Origin of the sequence: Ligilactobacillus hohenheimensis (assembly GCF_947381805.1) — a bacterium.
Lineage (GTDB): Bacteria > Bacillota > Bacilli > Lactobacillales > Lactobacillaceae > Ligilactobacillus > Ligilactobacillus hohenheimensis.
Genome location: NZ_CANCXC010000001.1, coordinates 220421 through 238868, shown reverse-complemented (window position 1 = coordinate 238868; position 18448 = coordinate 220421). Strand labels below are relative to the sequence as shown.

The 18448-nt window shown below is 47.8% G+C and carries 20 protein-coding genes; 4 read left to right on the top strand and 16 right to left on the bottom strand.

The window, feature by feature from the left end; translation table 11 throughout:
- Positions 1-26: 26 nt before the first annotated feature.
- Together QOR60_RS01240 and rpsO are read right to left on the bottom strand one after the other, a co-directional pair.
- Positions 27-1739 (bottom strand): ribonuclease J, encoded by a 1713-nt coding sequence (locus tag QOR60_RS01240; RefSeq protein ID WP_283581542.1) that lies wholly within the window; start codon positions 1737-1739, stop codon positions 27-29.
- Between the two features lie 185 nt (positions 1740-1924).
- Positions 1925-2194 carry a 30S ribosomal protein S15 gene (gene rpsO, locus QOR60_RS01235; RefSeq protein WP_283581541.1) on the bottom strand — a complete coding sequence of 90 codons (270 nt, stop codon included), beginning with the start codon at positions 2192-2194 and terminating at the stop codon, positions 1925-1927.
- Positions 2195-2462: 268 nt separating this feature from the next.
- Here rpsO and rpsT point away from each other — a divergent pair, with 268 nt between their 5' ends.
- Entirely contained in the window at positions 2463-2717 is a 255-nt protein-coding gene (rpsT, locus tag QOR60_RS01230) for a 30S ribosomal protein S20 (RefSeq protein ID WP_283581540.1), read from the top strand.
- A gap of 210 nt (positions 2718-2927) precedes the next feature.
- Here the strand turns inward: rpsT and holA are convergent, their stop codons facing one another.
- From holA to QOR60_RS01165, 13 genes are all read right to left on the bottom strand, one after another.
- Complete coding sequence (holA, locus tag QOR60_RS01225) at positions 2928-3962, bottom strand: DNA polymerase III subunit delta (RefSeq protein ID WP_283581539.1); 1035 nt, start codon at positions 3960-3962, stop codon at positions 2928-2930.
- Positions 3955-6024: a ComEC/Rec2 family competence protein gene (locus tag QOR60_RS01220; RefSeq protein WP_283581538.1), complete on the bottom strand. Its 2070-nt coding sequence runs from the start codon at positions 6022-6024 to the stop codon at positions 3955-3957. The genes holA and QOR60_RS01220 overlap by 8 nt, the downstream gene beginning before the upstream one ends.
- 154 nt (positions 6025-6178) lie before the next feature.
- The gene (locus QOR60_RS01215; RefSeq protein WP_283581537.1) at positions 6179-6658 is read right to left on the bottom strand and encodes a ComE operon protein 2; all 480 of its coding nucleotides are present in this window, start codon (positions 6656-6658) and stop codon (positions 6179-6181) included.
- A 53-nt stretch (positions 6659-6711) separates the two neighbouring features.
- The gene (locus QOR60_RS01210; protein ID WP_283581536.1) at positions 6712-7356 is read right to left on the bottom strand and encodes a helix-hairpin-helix domain-containing protein; all 645 of its coding nucleotides are present in this window, start codon (positions 7354-7356) and stop codon (positions 6712-6714) included.
- Between the two features lie 77 nt (positions 7357-7433).
- Complete coding sequence (locus tag QOR60_RS01205) at positions 7434-8480, bottom strand: SepM family pheromone-processing serine protease (RefSeq protein ID WP_283581535.1); 1047 nt, start codon at positions 8478-8480, stop codon at positions 7434-7436.
- A complete protein-coding gene (gene coaD, locus QOR60_RS01200) occupies positions 8473-8952 on the bottom strand; it encodes a pantetheine-phosphate adenylyltransferase (RefSeq protein ID WP_283581534.1) in 480 nt (159 codons plus the stop codon). The genes QOR60_RS01205 and coaD overlap by 8 nt, the downstream gene beginning before the upstream one ends.
- A 2-nt stretch (positions 8953-8954) precedes the next feature.
- Complete coding sequence (gene rsmD, locus QOR60_RS01195; protein ID WP_283581533.1) at positions 8955-9512, bottom strand: 16S rRNA (guanine(966)-N(2))-methyltransferase RsmD; 558 nt, start codon at positions 9510-9512, stop codon at positions 8955-8957.
- Positions 9512-9814 (bottom strand): YlbG family protein, encoded by a 303-nt coding sequence (locus QOR60_RS01190; RefSeq protein ID WP_283581532.1) that lies wholly within the window; start codon positions 9812-9814, stop codon positions 9512-9514. The genes rsmD and QOR60_RS01190 overlap by 1 nt, the downstream gene beginning before the upstream one ends.
- A 29-nt stretch (positions 9815-9843) precedes the next feature.
- A complete protein-coding gene (locus QOR60_RS01185) occupies positions 9844-11040 on the bottom strand; it encodes an FtsW/RodA/SpoVE family cell cycle protein (RefSeq protein WP_283581999.1) in 1197 nt (398 codons plus the stop codon).
- Between the two features lie 181 nt (positions 11041-11221).
- Positions 11222-13072 (bottom strand): translational GTPase TypA, encoded by a 1851-nt coding sequence (typA, locus tag QOR60_RS01180; RefSeq protein ID WP_283581531.1) that lies wholly within the window; start codon positions 13070-13072, stop codon positions 11222-11224.
- Between the two features lie 117 nt (positions 13073-13189).
- Positions 13190-13963: an inositol monophosphatase family protein gene (locus tag QOR60_RS01175; protein ID WP_283581530.1), complete on the bottom strand. Its 774-nt coding sequence runs from the start codon at positions 13961-13963 to the stop codon at positions 13190-13192.
- A gap of 6 nt (positions 13964-13969) precedes the next feature.
- Entirely contained in the window at positions 13970-14254 is a 285-nt protein-coding gene (locus QOR60_RS01170; RefSeq protein ID WP_283581529.1) for a UPF0223 family protein, read from the bottom strand.
- A gap of 9 nt (positions 14255-14263) precedes the next feature.
- The gene (locus QOR60_RS01165; protein ID WP_283581528.1) at positions 14264-15160 is read right to left on the bottom strand and encodes a Rossmann-fold NAD(P)-binding domain-containing protein; all 897 of its coding nucleotides are present in this window, start codon (positions 15158-15160) and stop codon (positions 14264-14266) included.
- A 112-nt stretch (positions 15161-15272) separates the two neighbouring features.
- On the opposite strand from QOR60_RS01165, the gene def reads away from it, so the two are divergent.
- Complete coding sequence (def, locus tag QOR60_RS01160; protein WP_283581527.1) at positions 15273-15830, top strand: peptide deformylase; 558 nt, start codon at positions 15273-15275, stop codon at positions 15828-15830.
- 78 nt (positions 15831-15908) lie between these two features.
- Here the strand turns inward: def and QOR60_RS01155 are convergent, their stop codons facing one another.
- Positions 15909-16373, bottom strand: coding sequence for a hypothetical protein (locus QOR60_RS01155; protein ID WP_283581526.1), 465 nt, complete (start codon positions 16371-16373; stop codon positions 15909-15911).
- 129 nt (positions 16374-16502) lie between these two features.
- Here QOR60_RS01155 and QOR60_RS01150 point away from each other — a divergent pair, with 129 nt between their 5' ends.
- Together QOR60_RS01150 and rnjA are read left to right on the top strand one after the other, a co-directional pair.
- Complete coding sequence (locus QOR60_RS01150) at positions 16503-16721, top strand: DNA-directed RNA polymerase subunit epsilon (protein WP_283581525.1); 219 nt, start codon at positions 16503-16505, stop codon at positions 16719-16721.
- Positions 16721-18397 carry a ribonuclease J1 gene (rnjA, locus tag QOR60_RS01145; RefSeq protein WP_283581524.1) on the top strand — a complete coding sequence of 559 codons (1677 nt, stop codon included), beginning with the start codon at positions 16721-16723 and terminating at the stop codon, positions 18395-18397. The genes QOR60_RS01150 and rnjA overlap by 1 nt, the downstream gene beginning before the upstream one ends.
- Positions 18398-18448: the final 51 nt, after the last annotated feature.

Here is an 18448-nt window from a genome sequence, read left to right as displayed (position 1 = left end):
GCCTAGCTAACCTGCTAATTGCTTTGTTAATTTTCCTTCTCTGAACGGGAATCTTTCCGTCGACGCCGTCCATGGTGCTGGTTGATCTCCATAATAACCGGTAAAATCACCGGATGACGGTGGGTCTGCTCGTAAAGATAATGCCCTAATTTTTCACGAATATCCTGTTTAAGGTGACTCCAATCAAGGTTCTTATTATCTAAGTTAGCTTGAACAACCTGCCGGACAAGCGCAACGCTCTTATTAATCAACTCTTTGCTTGCCTTAACATAAACGAATCCCCGTGACGTAATCTGGGGAGAATCGATGATTCGCCGGTGTTTTTGATCGATTGTAACCACCGCAATAAAGATTCCGTCCTCCGACAAAACTTTCCGGTCCCGCAAAACAATGTTTCCAATGTCGCCAACGCCACTGCCATCAATCATGGTGTCACCTGCTTCAACCGATGATGCCACCACAAACTTCCCGCGTTCATACTCAGCTACATCGCCGCGAGAAAGAATTGCCACGTGATCCTCTGGAATCCCGATTTCAACCGCACTCCGCGCGTTTTCAGCCAATAACCGGTATTCTCCCTGAACGGGGAAAACATACTTAGGCTTTAACAGGTTCATTAACAACTGTAAATCAGCACGGGTTGCGTGCCCCGCAGTGTTATACTCGTCCGCTAATGCCAACACATCGGCGCCCGCCCGGTAAATCATATCCTTGGTACGGGCCAGCATTGTTTCTACGGCATGTGCCGGGGTTGTTGTAATAAAAACAAGGTCCCCTTCGTGTAACCCAATGCGTTTATTTCTGCCCTGAGCCATTCGTTGAAGCGACTTCAGTGGTTCCCCTGACAAACCAGTTTCTAAAATAACAAGTTGCTGATCATCGTACTTATCGATTTCATTAACATTAATTAATAGGTCATCGTCCGGTAACCGTAACTTACCACACTTAATTACTGTTCGAATAATTTCCTCAACCCGGTGGCCGGTCAACACAACCTTCCGCTCGCTCGCAGCTGCCGCATTAAAAATCTGCTGGATCCGCAGAATATTTGATGAAATTGAGGCAACAATAATCCGCCCCTTATGGTACTCGAACGGTTCCCGTAGACGCTCATAAACCTCCTGCTCATTCAGCGTTGGTTTAGTATTCTCGGCATTTGCTGAATCACTTAAGAGTGCAAGGACCCCCTCGCCCCCGATTTCCGCAATCCGGGCAAAATTTGTCTTGTATCCCGTTCCAGCTGCTTGGTCAAAGCGAAAATCACCAGTGTAAACCACGTTCCCCTGGTCAGTTTTAATGGCAATTCCTAACGACTCTGGAATTGAATGTGTTGTTTGAAAGAACGACACCGTCGCGTTCTTAAAATCAATCTCAGTTTGATCATCAATGACATGAAAATCGTTAAATTTCTTCGCCTTAGCCACGCCCTTGCAGTACAGTTTAGCGAGGGCAATCGTTAACTCTGATCCAAAAACAGGAACGTTAAACTCACTCACAAAGTACGGTAACGCCCCAATTGCGTCAGCATGACCGTGCGTCAAAAAGACCCCTACAATCCGCTGAGCGTTTTCGCGCAAATAACTGAAGTCAGGAATAACACTGTCAATTCCCAACAAATCCCCTTCAGGATACTTTAACCCACAGTCGCAAATGAAGAGCTCATTTCCGACCTCAACAACGTACATGTTTTTAGCGTTTTCGCGAACACCGCCAAGTGGAATGATCTTAACCTTACTCATGGTTCCACCTCATTTTATATCTTACTTTATTTCGTTCATCCAATATCTAATTACCGATTATACCACGTGAATTCTGAAACACGAAGCCTCCAAAAAGCCCGTTCTCACAATCTGCGGCGTTCTCCTTAATAAAAAATGGACCACGACAATTGTCATGGTCCATTCTAACCAGAAAAACTGATTAATTACCGCCGTAAACCAAGGCTCTTGATTAATTCACGGTACCGCTGAATATCAGTCTTCCGCAGGTATGCTAATAAGTTCCGCCGGTGACCAATCTTCTTCATCAGTCCCCGCTGAGAAGCATAATCCTTCTTGTGGTTCCGAATGTGTTCGTTCAGTTCGTTGATGTCTGCAGTTAAGACAGCAATCTGAACCTCAGCAGAACCAGTATCACCCTCATGCCGGGCGTACTTCTTCATAATTTCGTTTTTCTTTTCCTGTGAAATAGCCATAAAGCTGTTCCCACCTTTCTATGTTAATGAAACCCTTAACCGAGTAAAGCGTCGGTGAGTTAGCGGTAAACTAAGTCAGGGTCTGTGCTATCGCACCTCATTAGTCTATCGAAAAAAGCTGGTAATTGCAAATGGTTTTATTAATCCTCGCCGAACAATATCTTCTCGGAATAAACATTGCATTACCATGACGCCTCTTGTATAATAGTTCCTGTTGAATTTTCATGATATTTATTATCGTAATTATCGCGTAAGCGGAGGTGACACCATGCCAATCATTAAGTCAGCTATTAAGCGGGTTAAGGTAAACGAACAGGCGAATGCTCGGAACGCACAGCAGTTAAGCGCTATGCGGACGGCTGTTAAGAAGTTCGACAAGGCCGTTGTAGCAAATGCAGATAACAAAGAGGAACTCTTTAAGGCTGCTGTTTCAGCGGTTGATTCTGCCAAGGCTAAGGGCCTGATTAAGGCTAACAAGGCTGCCCGTGACAAGTCACGGATGGCTGCTCGCCTTGCAAAGTAATGACCATAACTTAAACGGAGATGGTTCGCACGAATCATCTCCGTTGTTTATATGACGTAAGAAAGGCTGGGACACGAGTTCCAGCCTTTCTTACTGTTCTTAAATACCCCATTTTCAAACAATGAGCGCGATAAAAGTACAGAAACCTTCGAATTACGTTATCCAATTCAACGGTTATTACTTTCGTCACGCTCATCTTTTATATCATACTTACTTTGATTGAACAGGAATTACCCGCATTAAAAACATTTGAAATAATAATTCTGGATCCTGTTGTGTTGTTTTAAGACGCTCATCGATTGTTAAGAGTTCATGGTATCCCCGAATCAATCCCTTAAAGGGCAGATGACTAACATGCTGAAGGGCAAGTTTAACCCTGTACGGGTGAACCTTGAGCGTCTTAACGATACTTCCCTGGTCATATCCATTCCGTTTAAGAATTGCAACCTGCAGAAGCAACCGAAACTGTCCGAGTAAAACCGCATTGATGCGCACAGGTTCTTCCCGCTGAGCAATTAGATTTTGGTAAATTTGGAGTGCATTCCCCCCCTGTCCCCGAAGAACCGCATCGGTTAAATCGAAAACGTTCTCTTCGAGGTTGGCTGGAATCATCCCCGTTACGGCGTTTTGGGTAATTACCCCATCATTACTTCGCGCAAGCAAAACCAACTTAGTAAGGCCAGCCATTACCGTTGTTAGCTCATTTCCAACCCGATTCATAAATAACTGTCTAACTTGTTGGTCGGCAAATGTCGCATTGTTTTGCTTGAGAAAACTATCGATTCTCTGACGGAGAGCTCCCGCATTTAACTGCTCAGTTTCCACAACAACAGCCGCCTTCTTCAAAGCCTTAACGACCTTCTTACGCCCATCAAGCTTAGGCGCTGGAACAAAAATGACGAGCACCGATGTTGGTTCGGGGTTAGTAACGTATTCCTTTAATTCAGTTACGTTATGCTCAATCTTTAATTTCGTTCCATTAGCGGCTAGAAAATCTGCCCGGTTAGCAATAATTACCCGCCGTTCACCCATAAAAGGTAAATCCCGGGCAGCGGCAACCGCCTCCTCAATTGGCGTTGTCGCCATATCATACTGTGCAAGGTTAAACCCCTGCTCTTCAGGAGGAATTAGGGAAGCAAACAGCTGATGCAGCTCATCAATCTGATATTGCTCGTTACCAGTAATGAGATACACCGGCGCTACGGTTCCACTTTTAATATTTTTTTGTAATTGTTCGCTATCCACAAATTCCCCTCCTTCGAGTAACTACCGTTTTAAATTCTACCCTGTTTAACCATCGCCATTCAAGCTTTACCATGCCGTCATGACTCGTCATAAAGACTGGCACCCGATACTGCGCTAACGTTTTAAGGGTTGCTGGTGCGGGATGACCGTACCGGTTATTTTTACCAACTGAGATGATTGCTAAGCGCGGATGGGTTTTGGCAACCAATTTAGGACTGGTTGCCGTTTTACTTCCGTGGTGCCCACACTTTAAAACATCAATCCGCAGGGTTGGATAGGTTTGAATGATTTTCCGCTCCTGCGACTGTCCCAAATCACCACTAAACCAACACTTTATTCCATGAAAATCAGTCACTACCGTAATTGATGCTGAATTATCCCCACTACCCTGCGTAGGAGGCCATAAAACCGTCATCCCCCGTAACTGTGTAGCATTATGCGTTGTTAGTGGAATCAAGCGGGTAGAATCAAGCATTGCCTGCCGTTCTTCTGCCCTAAAACGGGATTGGCGTTCCATCCCCGCAGGAACAAAAAGCTTGCGAATTTTAATTCGGTGACTTAGTGCCGGAAAATTACCAATATGATCCGTATCCTTATGCGTTAAAATTAACTGGTCAATCTGATCAATTCCCCGACTTAATAGGTAGTCACCCACCGCCTGAATTTCTGGCGTTCCTTGCCAGTGATGGGATCTAAAAAGCCGGCCGCCAGTATCAATCAGCGTAATGGTATGACTAGTTTCATTCCTGATTAGGCTACAGTCTCCCTGACCAACATCGAAATAAACGATTTCGTCTGATAAGGGCGCTCGGATAACTAACCACTGAATTAATAGGCAACTTCCGAGAAGCACGTACCGTCTCCACCGTTCAGGGGGCCACCGCAAACAACTAACTATCCACCCCACACAAAATATTACTGCTGGCCGTCCAACCGTAATAATGGTCGGGAGCGTGCTGAGAAAACTAATTCCAGCGGCAATCAGTTTCAGGATTGCGTTAAGATCCCCCTGAAAACCAGGAAATACTACCCCGAGGACAGTTACTGGAACAATTATCAGATTAAAAACCACCGTTCCAATAACAGCAAGCGGGACCGTTAATAGGTTGAACTGGAAAGTGTGCCACAGGATTAACGGCAATCCCAAAGCATTAAGAGCCATATTTAGGCGAAAGATCCTCAAATGCGACTCAGCGAAAATAATTAGTCCCAACGTTAACAGGTAACTTAACTGAACTCCCATCTGAAAAATAATCGCTGGTGACCAGAGAATATTTCCGGCTAAAACCACCGCCCAGCTTGTGACTCCATTGAACACCCGTCGTCCTTTCCAATAAACAATGTCCGTCAGAAAAACCATCAGGGCCGCCCGCACTAATCCAGGACTACTACCACCAATTACTACCCAGAGGGGTAATCCGCCAAGAAAAAGCCACCTTTCCCACTGCGGTGTTCCTCCTAATATCCGTACTAACCTGCTAACTAACCACCGAATCAAAAAAACATGGTATCCCGACAAGCAGAACAAATACAGCATTCCTAATTGCCGAACCTGATCCGTTAATTCGGTGTTTTCAAGCTTTCCTGTTAATAACGCTAATGCAAACCATCTAAGTGGTTCATTAAGGTGGCGACAACGCCTAATTAACGTCCCCCGAAACGCCTTAACATAATCTATCCCTGCCTTTAAGGAAGTAGGAATGAAACGGCACCGCTCAATTTTAATGTCGTTCACAATCCCCTGTGCTTGCGCTTCAAGACGCCAGTCCCGTTGGACTTCGTTTGTTGGAGCGGCAACTGCCTGAGCCGTCCCATCAAAAACAACAGTATATTTCTTATCGGAGGCTATATTATGGCCTTGTTGACTAATCCTTCCCTTGATGCGCTGATGTCCTTCCTGCCACCATCCCGTGAAAGTAATCATTTTTCCTCTCTGGGTAATCTCATCGCCTGATACGACGACATGATTTTGCGTTATCCTATGTGGATTCGCTAACCGCATCAGCTGTTGCTGGTGCGTCCGCTGGTTAATGGTAAACCCTCCAATAAGAAGCCATCCCACTGACCAAACTAATATGCTTAACCGCCGCATAAATAGAATCCGGACTTGCCATAATCCCAGAAGAATTAACCCTAACCAGGACCACCGAATTAATATCCAAGCAAGAAGGATAACATCAACACAACCAACAATTATCAGCTGCTGCGCACGATAATTAATCGGTTAATCCCTTATCCGCTAATACAGTTTCTAAATAGTGCATATCTACTTGAACCTGATTAACGGCAACTTTCTTTAAGGATAAAAGCCGCATTGCGTACGGATCGTTATGGTAGTTCCGCAGGTAAAAAATTCGGTTAATTCCCGCCTGCAACAGCATCTTTGTACACTGAAGACACGGAAAATCAGTTACATAAATGTCAGCCCCGTCAGTCCGTACACCGAACTTAGCGCACTGAAGGACAGCGTTCATTTCCGCGTGAATAGTCCGTTGACAGTGCCCATCAACAAGGTAGCAATCGTCATCAATGCAGTGGGTATCCCCCACAACCGAACCATTATAACCACCCGCAATAATCCGATGATCACGGACTAAAATTGCTCCAACTGACAGTCGTTTACACGTGCTTCTAGAAGATAACAAGACAGCCTGCAACATAAAATATTGATCCCACGGAATTCGTTCCGCCATCATTAATCGCCCCTTCATAATCTTCTTGGTGCTAGTATACACCTCATTGAAATTATTTAACCCTCCACCGTAAGGCGCGGCGTTAATGCACTGATTGATTTAGGGCCAAATCCTCCAACCCGCTGAAGATCGCCCACCTTAGTAAACGGGCCGTGTTCTTCCCTGAATTGGATAATTTTTTGGGCCTTTTTCGCCCCGATTCCATCGACTGTCATTAACTGTTCAGCGGTTGCGCTATTCAGGTTAACTGGCGGTGCTTCGCTAGCGGAATTTGCCGTCGTTAAGTCACCAGTAGCCGGACTATTCTTTTCGCCCTTTCGGGGAACGTACACCATCATTTGATCACTAATTTTCTTTGCGAGGTTCACCCGAACGCTATCTGCTTGGTCGTTCATCCCACCAGCACGGGCAATCGCATTGACCACCCGTTGCCCACTCATAAGACGAACAACCCCCGGAGAATTAACCGCCCCCTCAACATCAACTACACAATCCACTCGTTTTTTTAATGCGTGGGAACGACCGGGCGTCTCCTTAGTCGAAACCTGGGTTGTTGCTAATGGTTCGGGGACTGCCTTCTTTGTTTCACTGTTCCATTTAACCACCCCAAACACAACTACCCCAATAACAAGGAAAAGAGTGTAAATAACTAAGCGAAAACGCTCAAAAAAATCAATAAGTCGTTCCCATAATTCCGTCATTGATCATCACCCCCTCACCTTATAACTAGGGATAAAAAGACGGAATCTCATCAACAAAGATGAAATTCCGTCTTTTTTTAATGATGATCCAAATACCGGATCGCATCCCGAACATTTCTAACGGGAACAATCTTCATCGGCGTCCGAATCTTACGCGCCATCGCCCGTGCTTCCTGGTAGTTATTCTGAACATGGGGGTCAAGCCGTTTTACCACTGCTGGTGTTGGGTTATCAGGAACAAAGAAAATCTGTGCCCCTGCACGACTTGCTGCGACAACCTTTTTATCAACGCCACCAATGTCGCCAACTGCACCACTCGCACTAATCGTTCCGGTTCCAGCAATTCGCCGACCCCGCGTGAGGTCTTTCCCCGTTAATTGCTGATACATTTCAAGGGTTAACATCATGCCCGCTGACGGTCCCCCAATACGGCCCATATCGGCCTTAATCTTAATGGGCGTTTGAACCGTTGACCGGTTAGCCAGCTCAATTCCCAGCCCTGTCCTAGAAGTCCCCGGGAGCTTAATGACCGGCCCAGTTACCTGGTGCTTTTTCCCGTTACGCAGGTATGTAATCGTCACCCTCTGGCCAACCCGCTGGTCGCCCAGAGCCCGCTGAAAGGCCGTTGCGTTAGAATAGTGGTGGCCGTTCACAGCGGTAACCGTATCCCCAACGCGCAGCTTACCGTTAAACTTCGACTGCTTCATCACCTGCATGACGTAAATTCCAATGTACCGTTGTCGCACCGGAAGATGGGCAAGCCGCAACGATACGTATTTGGCTTCATTCACCGCATCGCTCATGTAATACTGCTGTACCCGGTTAAACTGCGCATTATTGTTTCCCGCAAGGACACTCTGACTCGTCTCCCGCTCGGTAAACGGTGAAAGGTAACTCAACGTATAGGTCATCGGTGTCGCCCGGAGCATGCTGACGTACACCAGCATTAGCGAACCGTGGGGGTGTTTCTTATGACTATCAACGTGAACGTACTGCGCAACGTTTTGCGCTGCTCCCGGAAACTCAACATACCGGGGAACCGGAACTACTAGAAAAATAATTACCATTACAACGGCACATATCCACGTAAAGATACTGCGCCGTTGTTTAATCTTTTCACTCATTATCCCGCATCCTCTCTAAGGCCGCCGCAACAACCGGTGGAACTAGCTCTTTTGGATCGCCCCCGAACCGAACAATTTCACGCACCGTACTTGACGAAACGAACGCTAATTCTGGTTTACTTGGAAGAAGAACCGTTTCAATTGTGGGATCGAGGTGATAATTAACCGCTGCTAGGTTTCGTTCAAACTCGTCGTCCTGCGTATTCCGGGTCCCCCGTACAATTACCTGTGCACCATTCTCCCGGGCAAACGTCACCGTTAACGCATCCGTTGCGGTCACCGTAACGTTAGGCAGTGCCGCGGTCGCTTTTTTTACCAATGCAATCCGCTGGGTAACGGGCAGCCATCCCGGCTTAGCGGGGTTATCGGCTACCACTACCATTACCGAAGAAAAGAGACGGCTTGCGCGCGTAATCAAATCAACATGTCCCACCGTAATGGGATCAAAGCTCCCTGGAAAAAGCGCCCGCATGACTATCCCTCCTCAAACTGGTAAATCGTCACCTGTGTTATGCCGTAGTTCGCCCGTTTAACACCAGTAAACCCGGCAAACTGAAGCGGTAAATTTGCTTCCTGGTTCGTTTCACATACAACCGTTGCCGCTTGCGAGAGAAGGTGTTCCTCCTGGAGCTGCGTCATCATCTTAACAATCTGTTGTTGCTTGTAGGGCGGGTCAAAAAAGACTAAATCAAACTGCGCCCCTTTCCGCGCCAACACCTGAATTGCACGAGAAGCATCGTTTTTATACACATTAAATCGTTCCGGGTGCTTCGTCACGGCAATGTTGTCCTTAATCGTTTTGATTGCCTGGTACTGGTGATCAATCAACGTTGCCGTCGTTATCCCCCGGGAAACAGCCTCAATACTTAGTCCCCCGCTGCCAGCAAACAAATCCAACGATTGCCCCCCGTCAAAGTACGGGCCAATCATATTAAACATTGCTTCCTTTACCTTATCGGTCGTCGGCCGGGTCTTCATTCCGGGAACAGCCTTCAACCGCCGACCGCCGTATTCGCCCGCAATAATTCGCACTACTGGTTCCTCCCCCGTTGCCCTGTTGGCCAAAACGTTACCGGAACAAGGGGATCTTTTTCCCCATCAACCAACGCAGCACGGAGCTCGTGCTGAACGGATAATTGAATTCGCCGCACAAAGCGCTGCTTTTTTAACCGGTTAACGGTCTGATTAACCTGATCCTGATTGACATACAAAACCGCATAGTGCATTCGCGAAGAAACATAGTGTACGGTTCCAAAGCGCCGTAATTGCCGCACTTGCCGCATATTCCGAAAATACACAATTATCCCCTGTCGTTGTGGAACCGAAAGTGTCATGCAATCGTCCCCTCCATTAACCTTAAATCCTATTTGATATACCGAGCGAGATCGACTTCGTTATCCCGCCGTTCATTTGCAGAAATGTTCATTACCATTCCCAGGGCCATCGACAGAACCAACATACTCGATCCCCCGTACGAAACAAACGGTAACGTCACCCCCGTAATTGGAAGGAGACCGTTTACCGCCCCAACGTTGAACAGAGTTTCGACGAGCATAAACATTCCAACGCCATAGCAGAACAGCGTGTTGTACCTGGTTTTCGAACGAATCCCAATTAAGAAGATCCGGGCAATAATCCATGCAAGTAACCCTAAAACAATCAGCACGCCGACCGCTCCAAGTTCCTCTGCAATTACCGCAAGGATGAAATCAGTGTGCGGTTCAGGAAGGTATCCCCGTTTCTGGATCCCATTTCCGAGCCCCAACCCAAACATTCCACCGTTACTGATCGCATACAGGGAATTAACCAACTGTTTCCCACTACTCTGAATCAGCTTAAACGGCGTAAACTGTGCCTGAAAACGAGCCGCAACGTACCCAATTTTAGGAATCGCCTTAATAATCCGAACAAACCAATCGAACCGGAAGAGCTGCATTCCAACAAACATTAACGCTAACACACTACCTAGCACCTTTAGTCCCTGTTTGGAGTCACTTAAACTGGCACTATAAATTGCGATTACAATCATAAAGTTAATGATTGTTCCCCCGAAATCGGGTTCAATCAAGATGACAAATAAAAGTAACCCAACTTTGAGATACAGCCGCCTCATATTAACTGGTTCTAACCCAAGCTGTAACTTCTTCTGTCGCTTGGTAAACCAATAAGATAGATACATGATGAGGTAGAGCTTACATAACTCTGACGGCTGAATATTAATGATTCCCAGATTAATCCAGCCATTCGCCCCGTTGACCGCCCGTGATAAAAGCTTTGCAAACACCAGCAACCCAAGCACAACCCAGTACCCAATGTTAATCATCTTCTGGTTAACCCAGAAGCGGGGATTGAGGTGCACCATTAATGCAAGTAATAGAACCCCCATTACAACGTAAATTAGCTGCTTATCCATATACGCCGTCGTTGCCATCCCCATATAAGTCAGGTCAACCGAGCTGGCTGAATACACCATGATGACCCCAATCAAACACAAAATGATATAGGGAATAAACAAATAATAATCAAAATACTGAAATTTGGCCCGGATATTGGCCCGCATCGTTTCAAAGTTGTTCATCGATTATTTCAACTCTCTTTGTTGTCCTAGTCCAGCAGTCAAACGACCGCTACTTCTGCTAATTATAGCATACGGAATCGTTAGGAGTAGCACCGGATTATGTTGAAAGAAGAAGGAGGCTGCGACTTTTGTCACAGCCTCCTCTTCCCAGCAAACATGCCGGTTACTTCTTATCGCTCGTCGCTTTTTTAGCCTGCTTAGCGGCCTTTTCCCGCATGTTTGTCTGCAGAATCTTCTTCCGTAACCGAATGCTTTCCGGCGTAATTTCAAGCAACTCATCTTCGTTCAGGAATTCAAGAGATTCTTCCAGTGAAAGGTGGGTCGGCTTCTTAATCGTAGCCGTCTGATCCTTAGCGGCCGCCCGGACATTTGTCAGGTTCTTCCCCTTAGTAATGTTGACGGAAATGTCCCGTTCACGGGAAGACTCGCCCACGATCATCCCTTCGTAAACTTCCGTTCCTGGATCAACAAAGATCGTTCCGCGGCCTTCAACCCCCATAATTGCGTAGGTTGTGGCCTTTCCCTGATTAATTGAAACCAGGGCACCGTTCCGCCGCCCAGGTTCCCAGTTGCGGATAACCGGCTTGTATTCGGAGAATGTATGGTTGTAAATTCCGTAGCCCCGTGTCATTGACAAGAACTGGGAATCGTACCCGATTAATCCCCGAGTTGGTGCAGTAAACTCAATCCGCGTTGTTCCGTTTGCCCCGGTTTCCATGTTGGTCATTTCACCCTTCCGCTGGGCCATTGAATCAATCACGGAACCAGAGTACTCATCCGGCGTGTCAATCGTCACACTTTCGAACGGTTCACATAGCTGGCCATCGATTTCCCGGTAAATAACCTTTGGCCGGGAAACAGCAAGTTCAAATCCTTCACGCCGAAGAGTTTCAATTAAAATTGACAGGTGGAGTTCACCACGTCCAGAAACAACCCATTCGTCAGGTTGCTCCGTATCCTCAACCCGCAAGGAAACGTCCGTTTGCAGTTGCAGCTTTAGCCGGTCTTCCAGCTTCCGGCCCGTCACGTTTTCCCCTTCACGGCCAACAAACGGCGAATCGTTTGTCTTGAAGGTCATCTGCAGTGTTGGCGGGTCAATCCGCAAAACCGGAAGTGCCTCGGGGTGATCAACCGGACAGACCGTTTCCCCAACGAAAATGTCATCCATTCCAGAAACAGCAATTAAGTCGCCGGCCTTTGCTTCGTTAATTTCCAGCCGCTTTAACCCGAAGAACCCGAATAACTTCGTTACCCGGAAGTTCTGCTGGGTACCGTCTAACTTCATAACGGTAACCTGGTCGCCGACCTTAATCTTACCGCGGAAGACCCGGCCAATGCCGACCCGCCCCACGAAGTCGTTGTAGTCCAACATTGCGACCTGGAACTGCAACGGTTCGTCCGAATTATCAACTGGCGCCGGAATCGTGTCCAGAATCGTGTCGAAAATCGGATCCATGGTGTGCTTCTGCGTTGACGGATCCGGATCCATTGAGGTTGTCCCATTAACAGCTGAGGCGTAGATTACCGGGAACTCTAACTGGTCTTCGTCCGCACCCAGTTCAATGAACAAGTCAAGGACTTCATCCACAACCTCTTCTGGCCGGGCACCTTCCCGGTCAATCTTATTAATCACCACAATTGGCGTTAAGTGCTGTTCAAGCGCCTTCTTCAACACAAACCGGGTCTGCGGCATCGTTCCTTCAAAGGCATCAACAACCAGCAAAACCCCATCAACCATCTTCATGATTCGCTCAACTTCACCACCAAAGTCAGCGTGCCCTGGGGTATCAAGGATGTTAATCTGCTTGTCCTTGTACTTAACGGCCGTGTTCTTGGAAAGGATCGTAATCCCCCGCTCCTTTTCAAGGGCGTTCGAATCAAGGGCCCGATCACCGATTTCCGTATGCTCGTCCAAGGTATCGGACTGCTTCAACATTTCATTAACAAGCGTCGTCTTCCCGTGGTCAACGTGGGCAATAATGGCGACGTTCCGAATATCATCACGTAACTTCAAGCTTGCTCTTCCTTTCGTTATTTAATGACGATTGACGTCATAACATCTCAGTATAATTCTACATTGTTCGTTCGCCGGACTCAATACACCGTGAACGTTTTCATCAAAAAACGGGGATTATTCCCCGTCCATTATTTGTTGAATTTCCGGCCATGCTGCTGGTGTCGTTACTGCCAACGAAGTGGCTTCTAGCTTTGTTGGACGGTTAGCGAGCACCCCTACCTGAAGGCCGGCACCCATTGCCAACGCTACTCCCGGCAAAAAGTCCCACGGTTTAAGCTTAGCCATATATAAAACGCACCGCCCCGTTAACAGGTGAATAAAACTAACTCCCGCACTGCCAAACACCCGTAGCCCGGAACTAGCATTAATTATCGCCTTACTGTGTGCATAGTCGTTCAGAATGAACCGATTACTTACCTGCACCAACCCGTCTTTAAGCGCAACGTTTGCTGGGGAAGCAAGCTGCTGTTTATTCCGGTGGACGGCTTCTCCTGGACCACCCCAAAACAATTCATTACGGGGAACATCAAGGATATACCCCCGAACAAGCTGTCCATTAATGAAAAGTGCAATCATCGTTGCAAAGTCCGTTTGTTGCCGGACAAAGTTCATCGTTCCGTCAATGGGGTCAACCACCCACAGCATCCCCTGCTCCGGAACTCGTACTGGGTGGTGCTTGGCCTCCTCGCCGAGAATCACGGATGCCGGAAAGGCCTCTTTAATTTGCTGGTGATAAAACTGCTCCACCTGTCGGTCCATGTTAGTCACCAGGTCGTTGCGGTTTGTCTTAGTCGTAACGGTCAACGTGCACTGCATCCCCGTGAGAATGATCTCCCGTACCCGCTGCATCCACGAACAAACAAGTTTGTCAATTTTTGCCAATTCCATTCTTCGTCAACCCCGATACCTAATCCTTTTTGCTGTTTGCTGCTGGGCGTCCTTAACCGCCCGGTAGATGCTGTACCCCGTTTCCTGTTGAAACGCCCGGTCAAGCTGCTTTTGCGCCATAATCGTTGGCTCAACCCTCCGAAAGGCAGCGTAAGCAACCAAAAAGTCCTCCCGGTTTACTCCCCGTTCATAGTACTGTTCCACTAAGGCGTAGAAATTGGTTACCGTAATTACTTCGGCAGTCGTCCATTCCGGAAAGAGTGGGTAATTTACAACCATTCGCTTACTCATCCGTTCCACCTACCTTTGCGTATATGCCACGATTGCCTGGGTAACCACCGCCTTAATTTGTGCCAACTGCTGTTCCTCGGCAGTCGTCATTGCTGGAATCGTAAACGCCGTAATCCCGTTGTTTCCTAGTAAAACCGGCGTACTGATTGCACTCGGGGTGGGGGTAATCTCTTCAATGTGAGTCACCGGCGCAATAATGGCACGACCAAGCACGAGTGCGTTGAGCATAAGTTGCAATCCCCGAATTTCAGCAATCACGTGGGCAGACTGGGCCAAGCTTTGGGATTGTTGGCTAATTGCCGTTAACTGGTCCGCGTTAAAAACCGCATTATCATCGTCCACAAAGGACTGGAGCGGCACGCCCGAAATCTGGGCTTGGCTCCAGCAAATAAACGGATTAGACGTTATCCCGTACACGTTAACCGTGATACTCCGCGGCTCAATCCGGAACCGCTTGCTAAGAAGCTGCTTAACAATCAGCGACTCCGGGAGGGTCCCAATCCCGATAATGTTTTCCGGCCGTAATCCTGAAAAATGCTGTGCCAAGTAGACGGGGAGGTAGTCGTTATTAAACGCCAGGCACACCTTTCCCTTAAACCCCGCCGCCATCGCCGCGTTAAGAATCTGCTGTAACCAGGCAATGTTGGTTGCATCATCAGCATCATCCGCGGGCGGCGCGATTAATAAGACCTCATAGTCGGCATACGTTGGTGCCGCACTCTTATCAAGCACAAACCGGTTTGCAAAAAGCGTGTCGCTTAACAACGCGTCAACGGTGGCCGCATTAATGGACCCGTCTTCGGGGAGAAACCACGTACAATTGTACCGGAGGTCACTCTGGATACACGACCGAACAAACGCTGTCGTTACCGCATCGCCACCACAAATTAGCACTTTATTTACCATCGCTGTTCCTCCTCCCGTTTAAACTCTCCGCTTCATTATAACATAGCCCGTTTTTCGCTCTTAGGTCCCCGTTTATGGTAAAATGCACGTGAAGAACACTGGAGGGATTACCATGATTACAATGGATACCATTATTCGGGAAGGTAACCCAATACTCCGCGCCCGCGCGGCCCAGCTTACCTTCCCGCTTAAGGATGACGAGCGACAACTCGCTCACGACCTGATGGAATTTTTGGAAAATAGCCAAGATGAAGAGATTGCAAAGAAGTACCGACTTCGTGCCGGAGTCGGACTTGCTGCCCCACAGGTAGCCGTTTCAAAGCGAATGACCGCTGTCCTTGTCCCGGGTGAAGAACCAGATAAACCCATTTTCAAACACGTTCTTATTAACCCCACCATTCTCAGCGAATCCGTTCAGCTCGCGGCCCTTGCCGAAGGGGAAGGATGCCTTTCGGTTGACCGCGACGTCCCGGGCTATGTTCCCCGACATGCACGGATCAAGCTTCGCTGGTTTGATCTTGACGGCGAAGAACACGTTGCCCGTCTCCAGAATTACCCGGCGATTGTTGTGCAACACGAAATTGACCACCTGAACGGAATTTTGTTTTTTGACCATATCAACAAGGATAATCCGTTTACCGCTCCTGAAGGAACCTTATTACTTGAATAGCACACGCCCCCAAATCCTGGACAGCAAGTCTAAGATTTGGGGGTGTTTCACTATTAATACCAATTTCATCTTCACAACCTAATGTTCAACCCGGTTAACGTCATCGAGGTATTCCTTCGTCTGGCGGTTAACCACGTACGCCACATCAAAATGCAGCTGTTTTTCAAGTAACCACATATCAGAAATAACAAACACGGGCATTCCCTGAAAACCTTCAAGTTGCTGCTGTTTAGCATACGAAGCTAAGGCAGAGGTGAGCTGACGCCGCAGTTCCGGAAGAGCGATAGCATCTCCTTCTCGCCATTCAAAAATAAATTCAAATAACATTACGGCACTCCCCCACACCGCAGTCTTTTGGGAGTCAACCTCCTGTAATCCCTGCAGCTGCGGAAAACGAACGCCGACGTTCATAAGTGCTTCGGTTACAATTTGTTGGCTAACGCGTCGTAAATGATGCGCCCGCTGACTCACGCGAAGTTTTTTAATTCCTTCAAGAATCACCACTCCGCCCAAAACAATCACTCCCACCAAAAACCATCCCATACGCTTCACCCCCATTTGCTTTAATTAGTTTCATTATAGTCCTTTCTATACTTATGCGTCCGGGTATGCTAGAATAGAAACCAATAATCATGTTCGGAAACACAATTTAATTACAAGGAGACGATTTGAATGGTTTTTAAGATTTATTACCAGCCAACAAAGACGCAAAATCCAAAGCGGGAAAACACCCGTTCCATGTACGTCGAAGCTGATTCAAAGGTGACCGTAATGAACGCCGTTGAACACCAAACGGATTACAACATTGAACAGGTTGAGGCGCTTGATGACGCAACCCTTGAATACGAAAAGCAGAATCCCGACTTTAAGCTGACGGAGTTTGACAAATAATGCGAAAGCTTAAGGTAAAAAGCGACGAAACCGCCGTCTTTGCGATTGGCGGGCTGGGCGAAATTGGGAAAAACATGTACGTCGTCCAGTACCAGGATGAAATTATCGTGGTTGATGCCGGGATTAAGTTTCCGGAAGATGATTTACTCGGGATCGATTACGTAATCTCAGACTACCAGTATTTAGTCGCTAATAAGGATAAGATTAAGGCCCTGGTTATTACCCACGGGCATGAAGACCACATCGGAGGGATTCCCTACCTCCTGAAGCAGGTAAACGTACCAATTTACGCTGGCCCCCTTCCCCTTGCCCTAATTAAGAGTAAACTCGAAGAGCACGGCTTAACCCGGACAACGGAACTGCACGAAATTGGTGAGGACACGGAATTAAAATTTGGTAAAACCAGCGTTACTTTTTTCCGGACAACCCACTCTATTCCCGATACCTTAGGGGTTGCGGTTCACACTCCTTCCGGAACAATCGTGGTCACGGGGGACTACAAGTTTGACCTGACCCCAATCACCAAACAGCCGCCGAACCTTCAACGGATGGCTAAGCTGGGAGAGGAAGGCGTTTTATGCCTGCTATCTGATAGTACTAACGCCGAAATTCCGAACTTCACCAAGTCAGAACGGTGGGTTGGTAAGTCCATCCGGCATATTTTCGAGACGGTAACCGGGCGGATTATCTTTGCAACGTTTGCGTCAAACATTGCCCGGATTCAACAAGCTGCGGATGCTGCGGTGAATAAGGGCCGGAAGATTGCCGTCTTCGGGCGTAGTATGGAGGCGGCCATCGTAAACGGCCGCGAACTTGGCTACCTGAACATCCCTGATGATGCGCTGGTTGAACCCCAGGAAATCAACCACCTTCCGGCAGAAAAGGTCATGATCCTTTGTACCGGATCACAGGGAGAACCAATGGCCGCACTAAGCCGGATTGCCAACGGAACCCACCGTCAGGTATCGATTCAACCAGATGATACCGTGGTCTTCTCTAGTTCGCCGATTCCAGGAAATACGCTGAGCGTGAACCGGGTAATCAACGAACTTGAAGCTGCGGGGGCAACCGTAATTCACGGTAAGGTAAACAATATCCACGCTTCCGGTCATGGCGGACAGGAAGAACAAAAGTTAATGCTTCGGTTAATGAAGCCAAAGTTCTTCATGCCCGTCCACGGCGAATACCGGATGTTAAAGATTCATACCGAACTTGCACAGCAGTGTGACGTTCCGGAAGAAAACACGTTCATTATGCGTAATGGGGATGTCTTAGCACTAACTGCTGACTCAGCTCGGCGGGCTGGCCACATCAGCGCCGGTGATGTTTACGTTGACGGCTCCGGTGTTGGCGACATCGGAAACGTTGTTTTGCGGGACCGTAAAATCCTCTCAGAAGACGGGTTGGTGGTCGTTGTTGCTACCCTGGATATGAAACACCATCGTGTTCTGGCAGGTCCCGACCTCCTTTCACGGGGCTTTATTTACATGCGCGAGTCCGGCGAACTAATCACGGCTGGGCGGCGCCGGGTCTACCGGACGATTAAGCGCTCCTTTAAGGGCGAGGACGTCACGGTTGGTGCGCTGAAAAACGCCATTACCGCTGACCTGCAGTCGTTCTTATACAACAAGACGGGCCGCCATCCGATGGTATTACCGATGCTTGTTACTATTTAATCATAAGTGAGTGATATGAGGTTGGGATGGATATCCCGGCCTCATTTGCTT

Excerpts from the sequence above, each read along its gene's own strand:
- QOR60_RS01210 (WP_283581536.1), bottom strand. The coding sequence starts at position 7,356 with ATGACGGAATTATGGGAACGACTTATTGATTTTTTTGAGCGTTTTCGC.
- QOR60_RS01215 (WP_283581537.1), bottom strand. The coding sequence starts at position 6,658 with ATGATGGCGGAACGAATTCCGTGGGATCAATATTTTATGTTGCAGGCT.
- QOR60_RS01165 (WP_283581528.1), bottom strand. The coding sequence starts at position 15,160 with ATGGTAAATAAAGTGCTAATTTGTGGTGGCGATGCGGTAACGACAGCG.
- coaD (WP_283581534.1), bottom strand. The coding sequence starts at position 8,952 with ATGCGGGCGCTTTTTCCAGGGAGCTTTGATCCCATTACGGTGGGACAT.
- QOR60_RS01150 (WP_283581525.1), top strand. The coding sequence starts at position 16,503 with ATGGTTTTTAAGATTTATTACCAGCCAACAAAGACGCAAAATCCAAAG.
- rnjA (WP_283581524.1), top strand. The coding sequence starts at position 16,721 with ATGCGAAAGCTTAAGGTAAAAAGCGACGAAACCGCCGTCTTTGCGATT.
- QOR60_RS01185 (WP_283581999.1), bottom strand. The coding sequence starts at position 11,040 with ATGCGGGCCAATATCCGGGCCAAATTTCAGTATTTTGATTATTATTTG.
- QOR60_RS01155 (WP_283581526.1), bottom strand. The coding sequence starts at position 16,373 with ATGGGATGGTTTTTGGTGGGAGTGATTGTTTTGGGCGGAGTGGTGATT.
- QOR60_RS01190 (WP_283581532.1), bottom strand. The coding sequence starts at position 9,814 with ATGACACTTTCGGTTCCACAACGACAGGGGATAATTGTGTATTTTCGG.
- rpsT (WP_283581540.1), top strand. The coding sequence starts at position 2,463 with ATGCCAATCATTAAGTCAGCTATTAAGCGGGTTAAGGTAAACGAACAG.
- QOR60_RS01170 (WP_283581529.1), bottom strand. The coding sequence starts at position 14,254 with ATGAGTAAGCGAATGGTTGTAAATTACCCACTCTTTCCGGAATGGACG.
- rpsO (WP_283581541.1), bottom strand. The coding sequence starts at position 2,194 with ATGGCTATTTCACAGGAAAAGAAAAACGAAATTATGAAGAAGTACGCC.
- QOR60_RS01205 (WP_283581535.1), bottom strand. The coding sequence starts at position 8,480 with ATGAGTGAAAAGATTAAACAACGGCGCAGTATCTTTACGTGGATATGT.
- QOR60_RS01175 (WP_283581530.1), bottom strand. The coding sequence starts at position 13,963 with ATGGAATTGGCAAAAATTGACAAACTTGTTTGTTCGTGGATGCAGCGG.
- def (WP_283581527.1), top strand. The coding sequence starts at position 15,273 with ATGATTACAATGGATACCATTATTCGGGAAGGTAACCCAATACTCCGC.
- QOR60_RS01240 (WP_283581542.1), bottom strand. The coding sequence starts at position 1,739 with ATGAGTAAGGTTAAGATCATTCCACTTGGCGGTGTTCGCGAAAACGCT.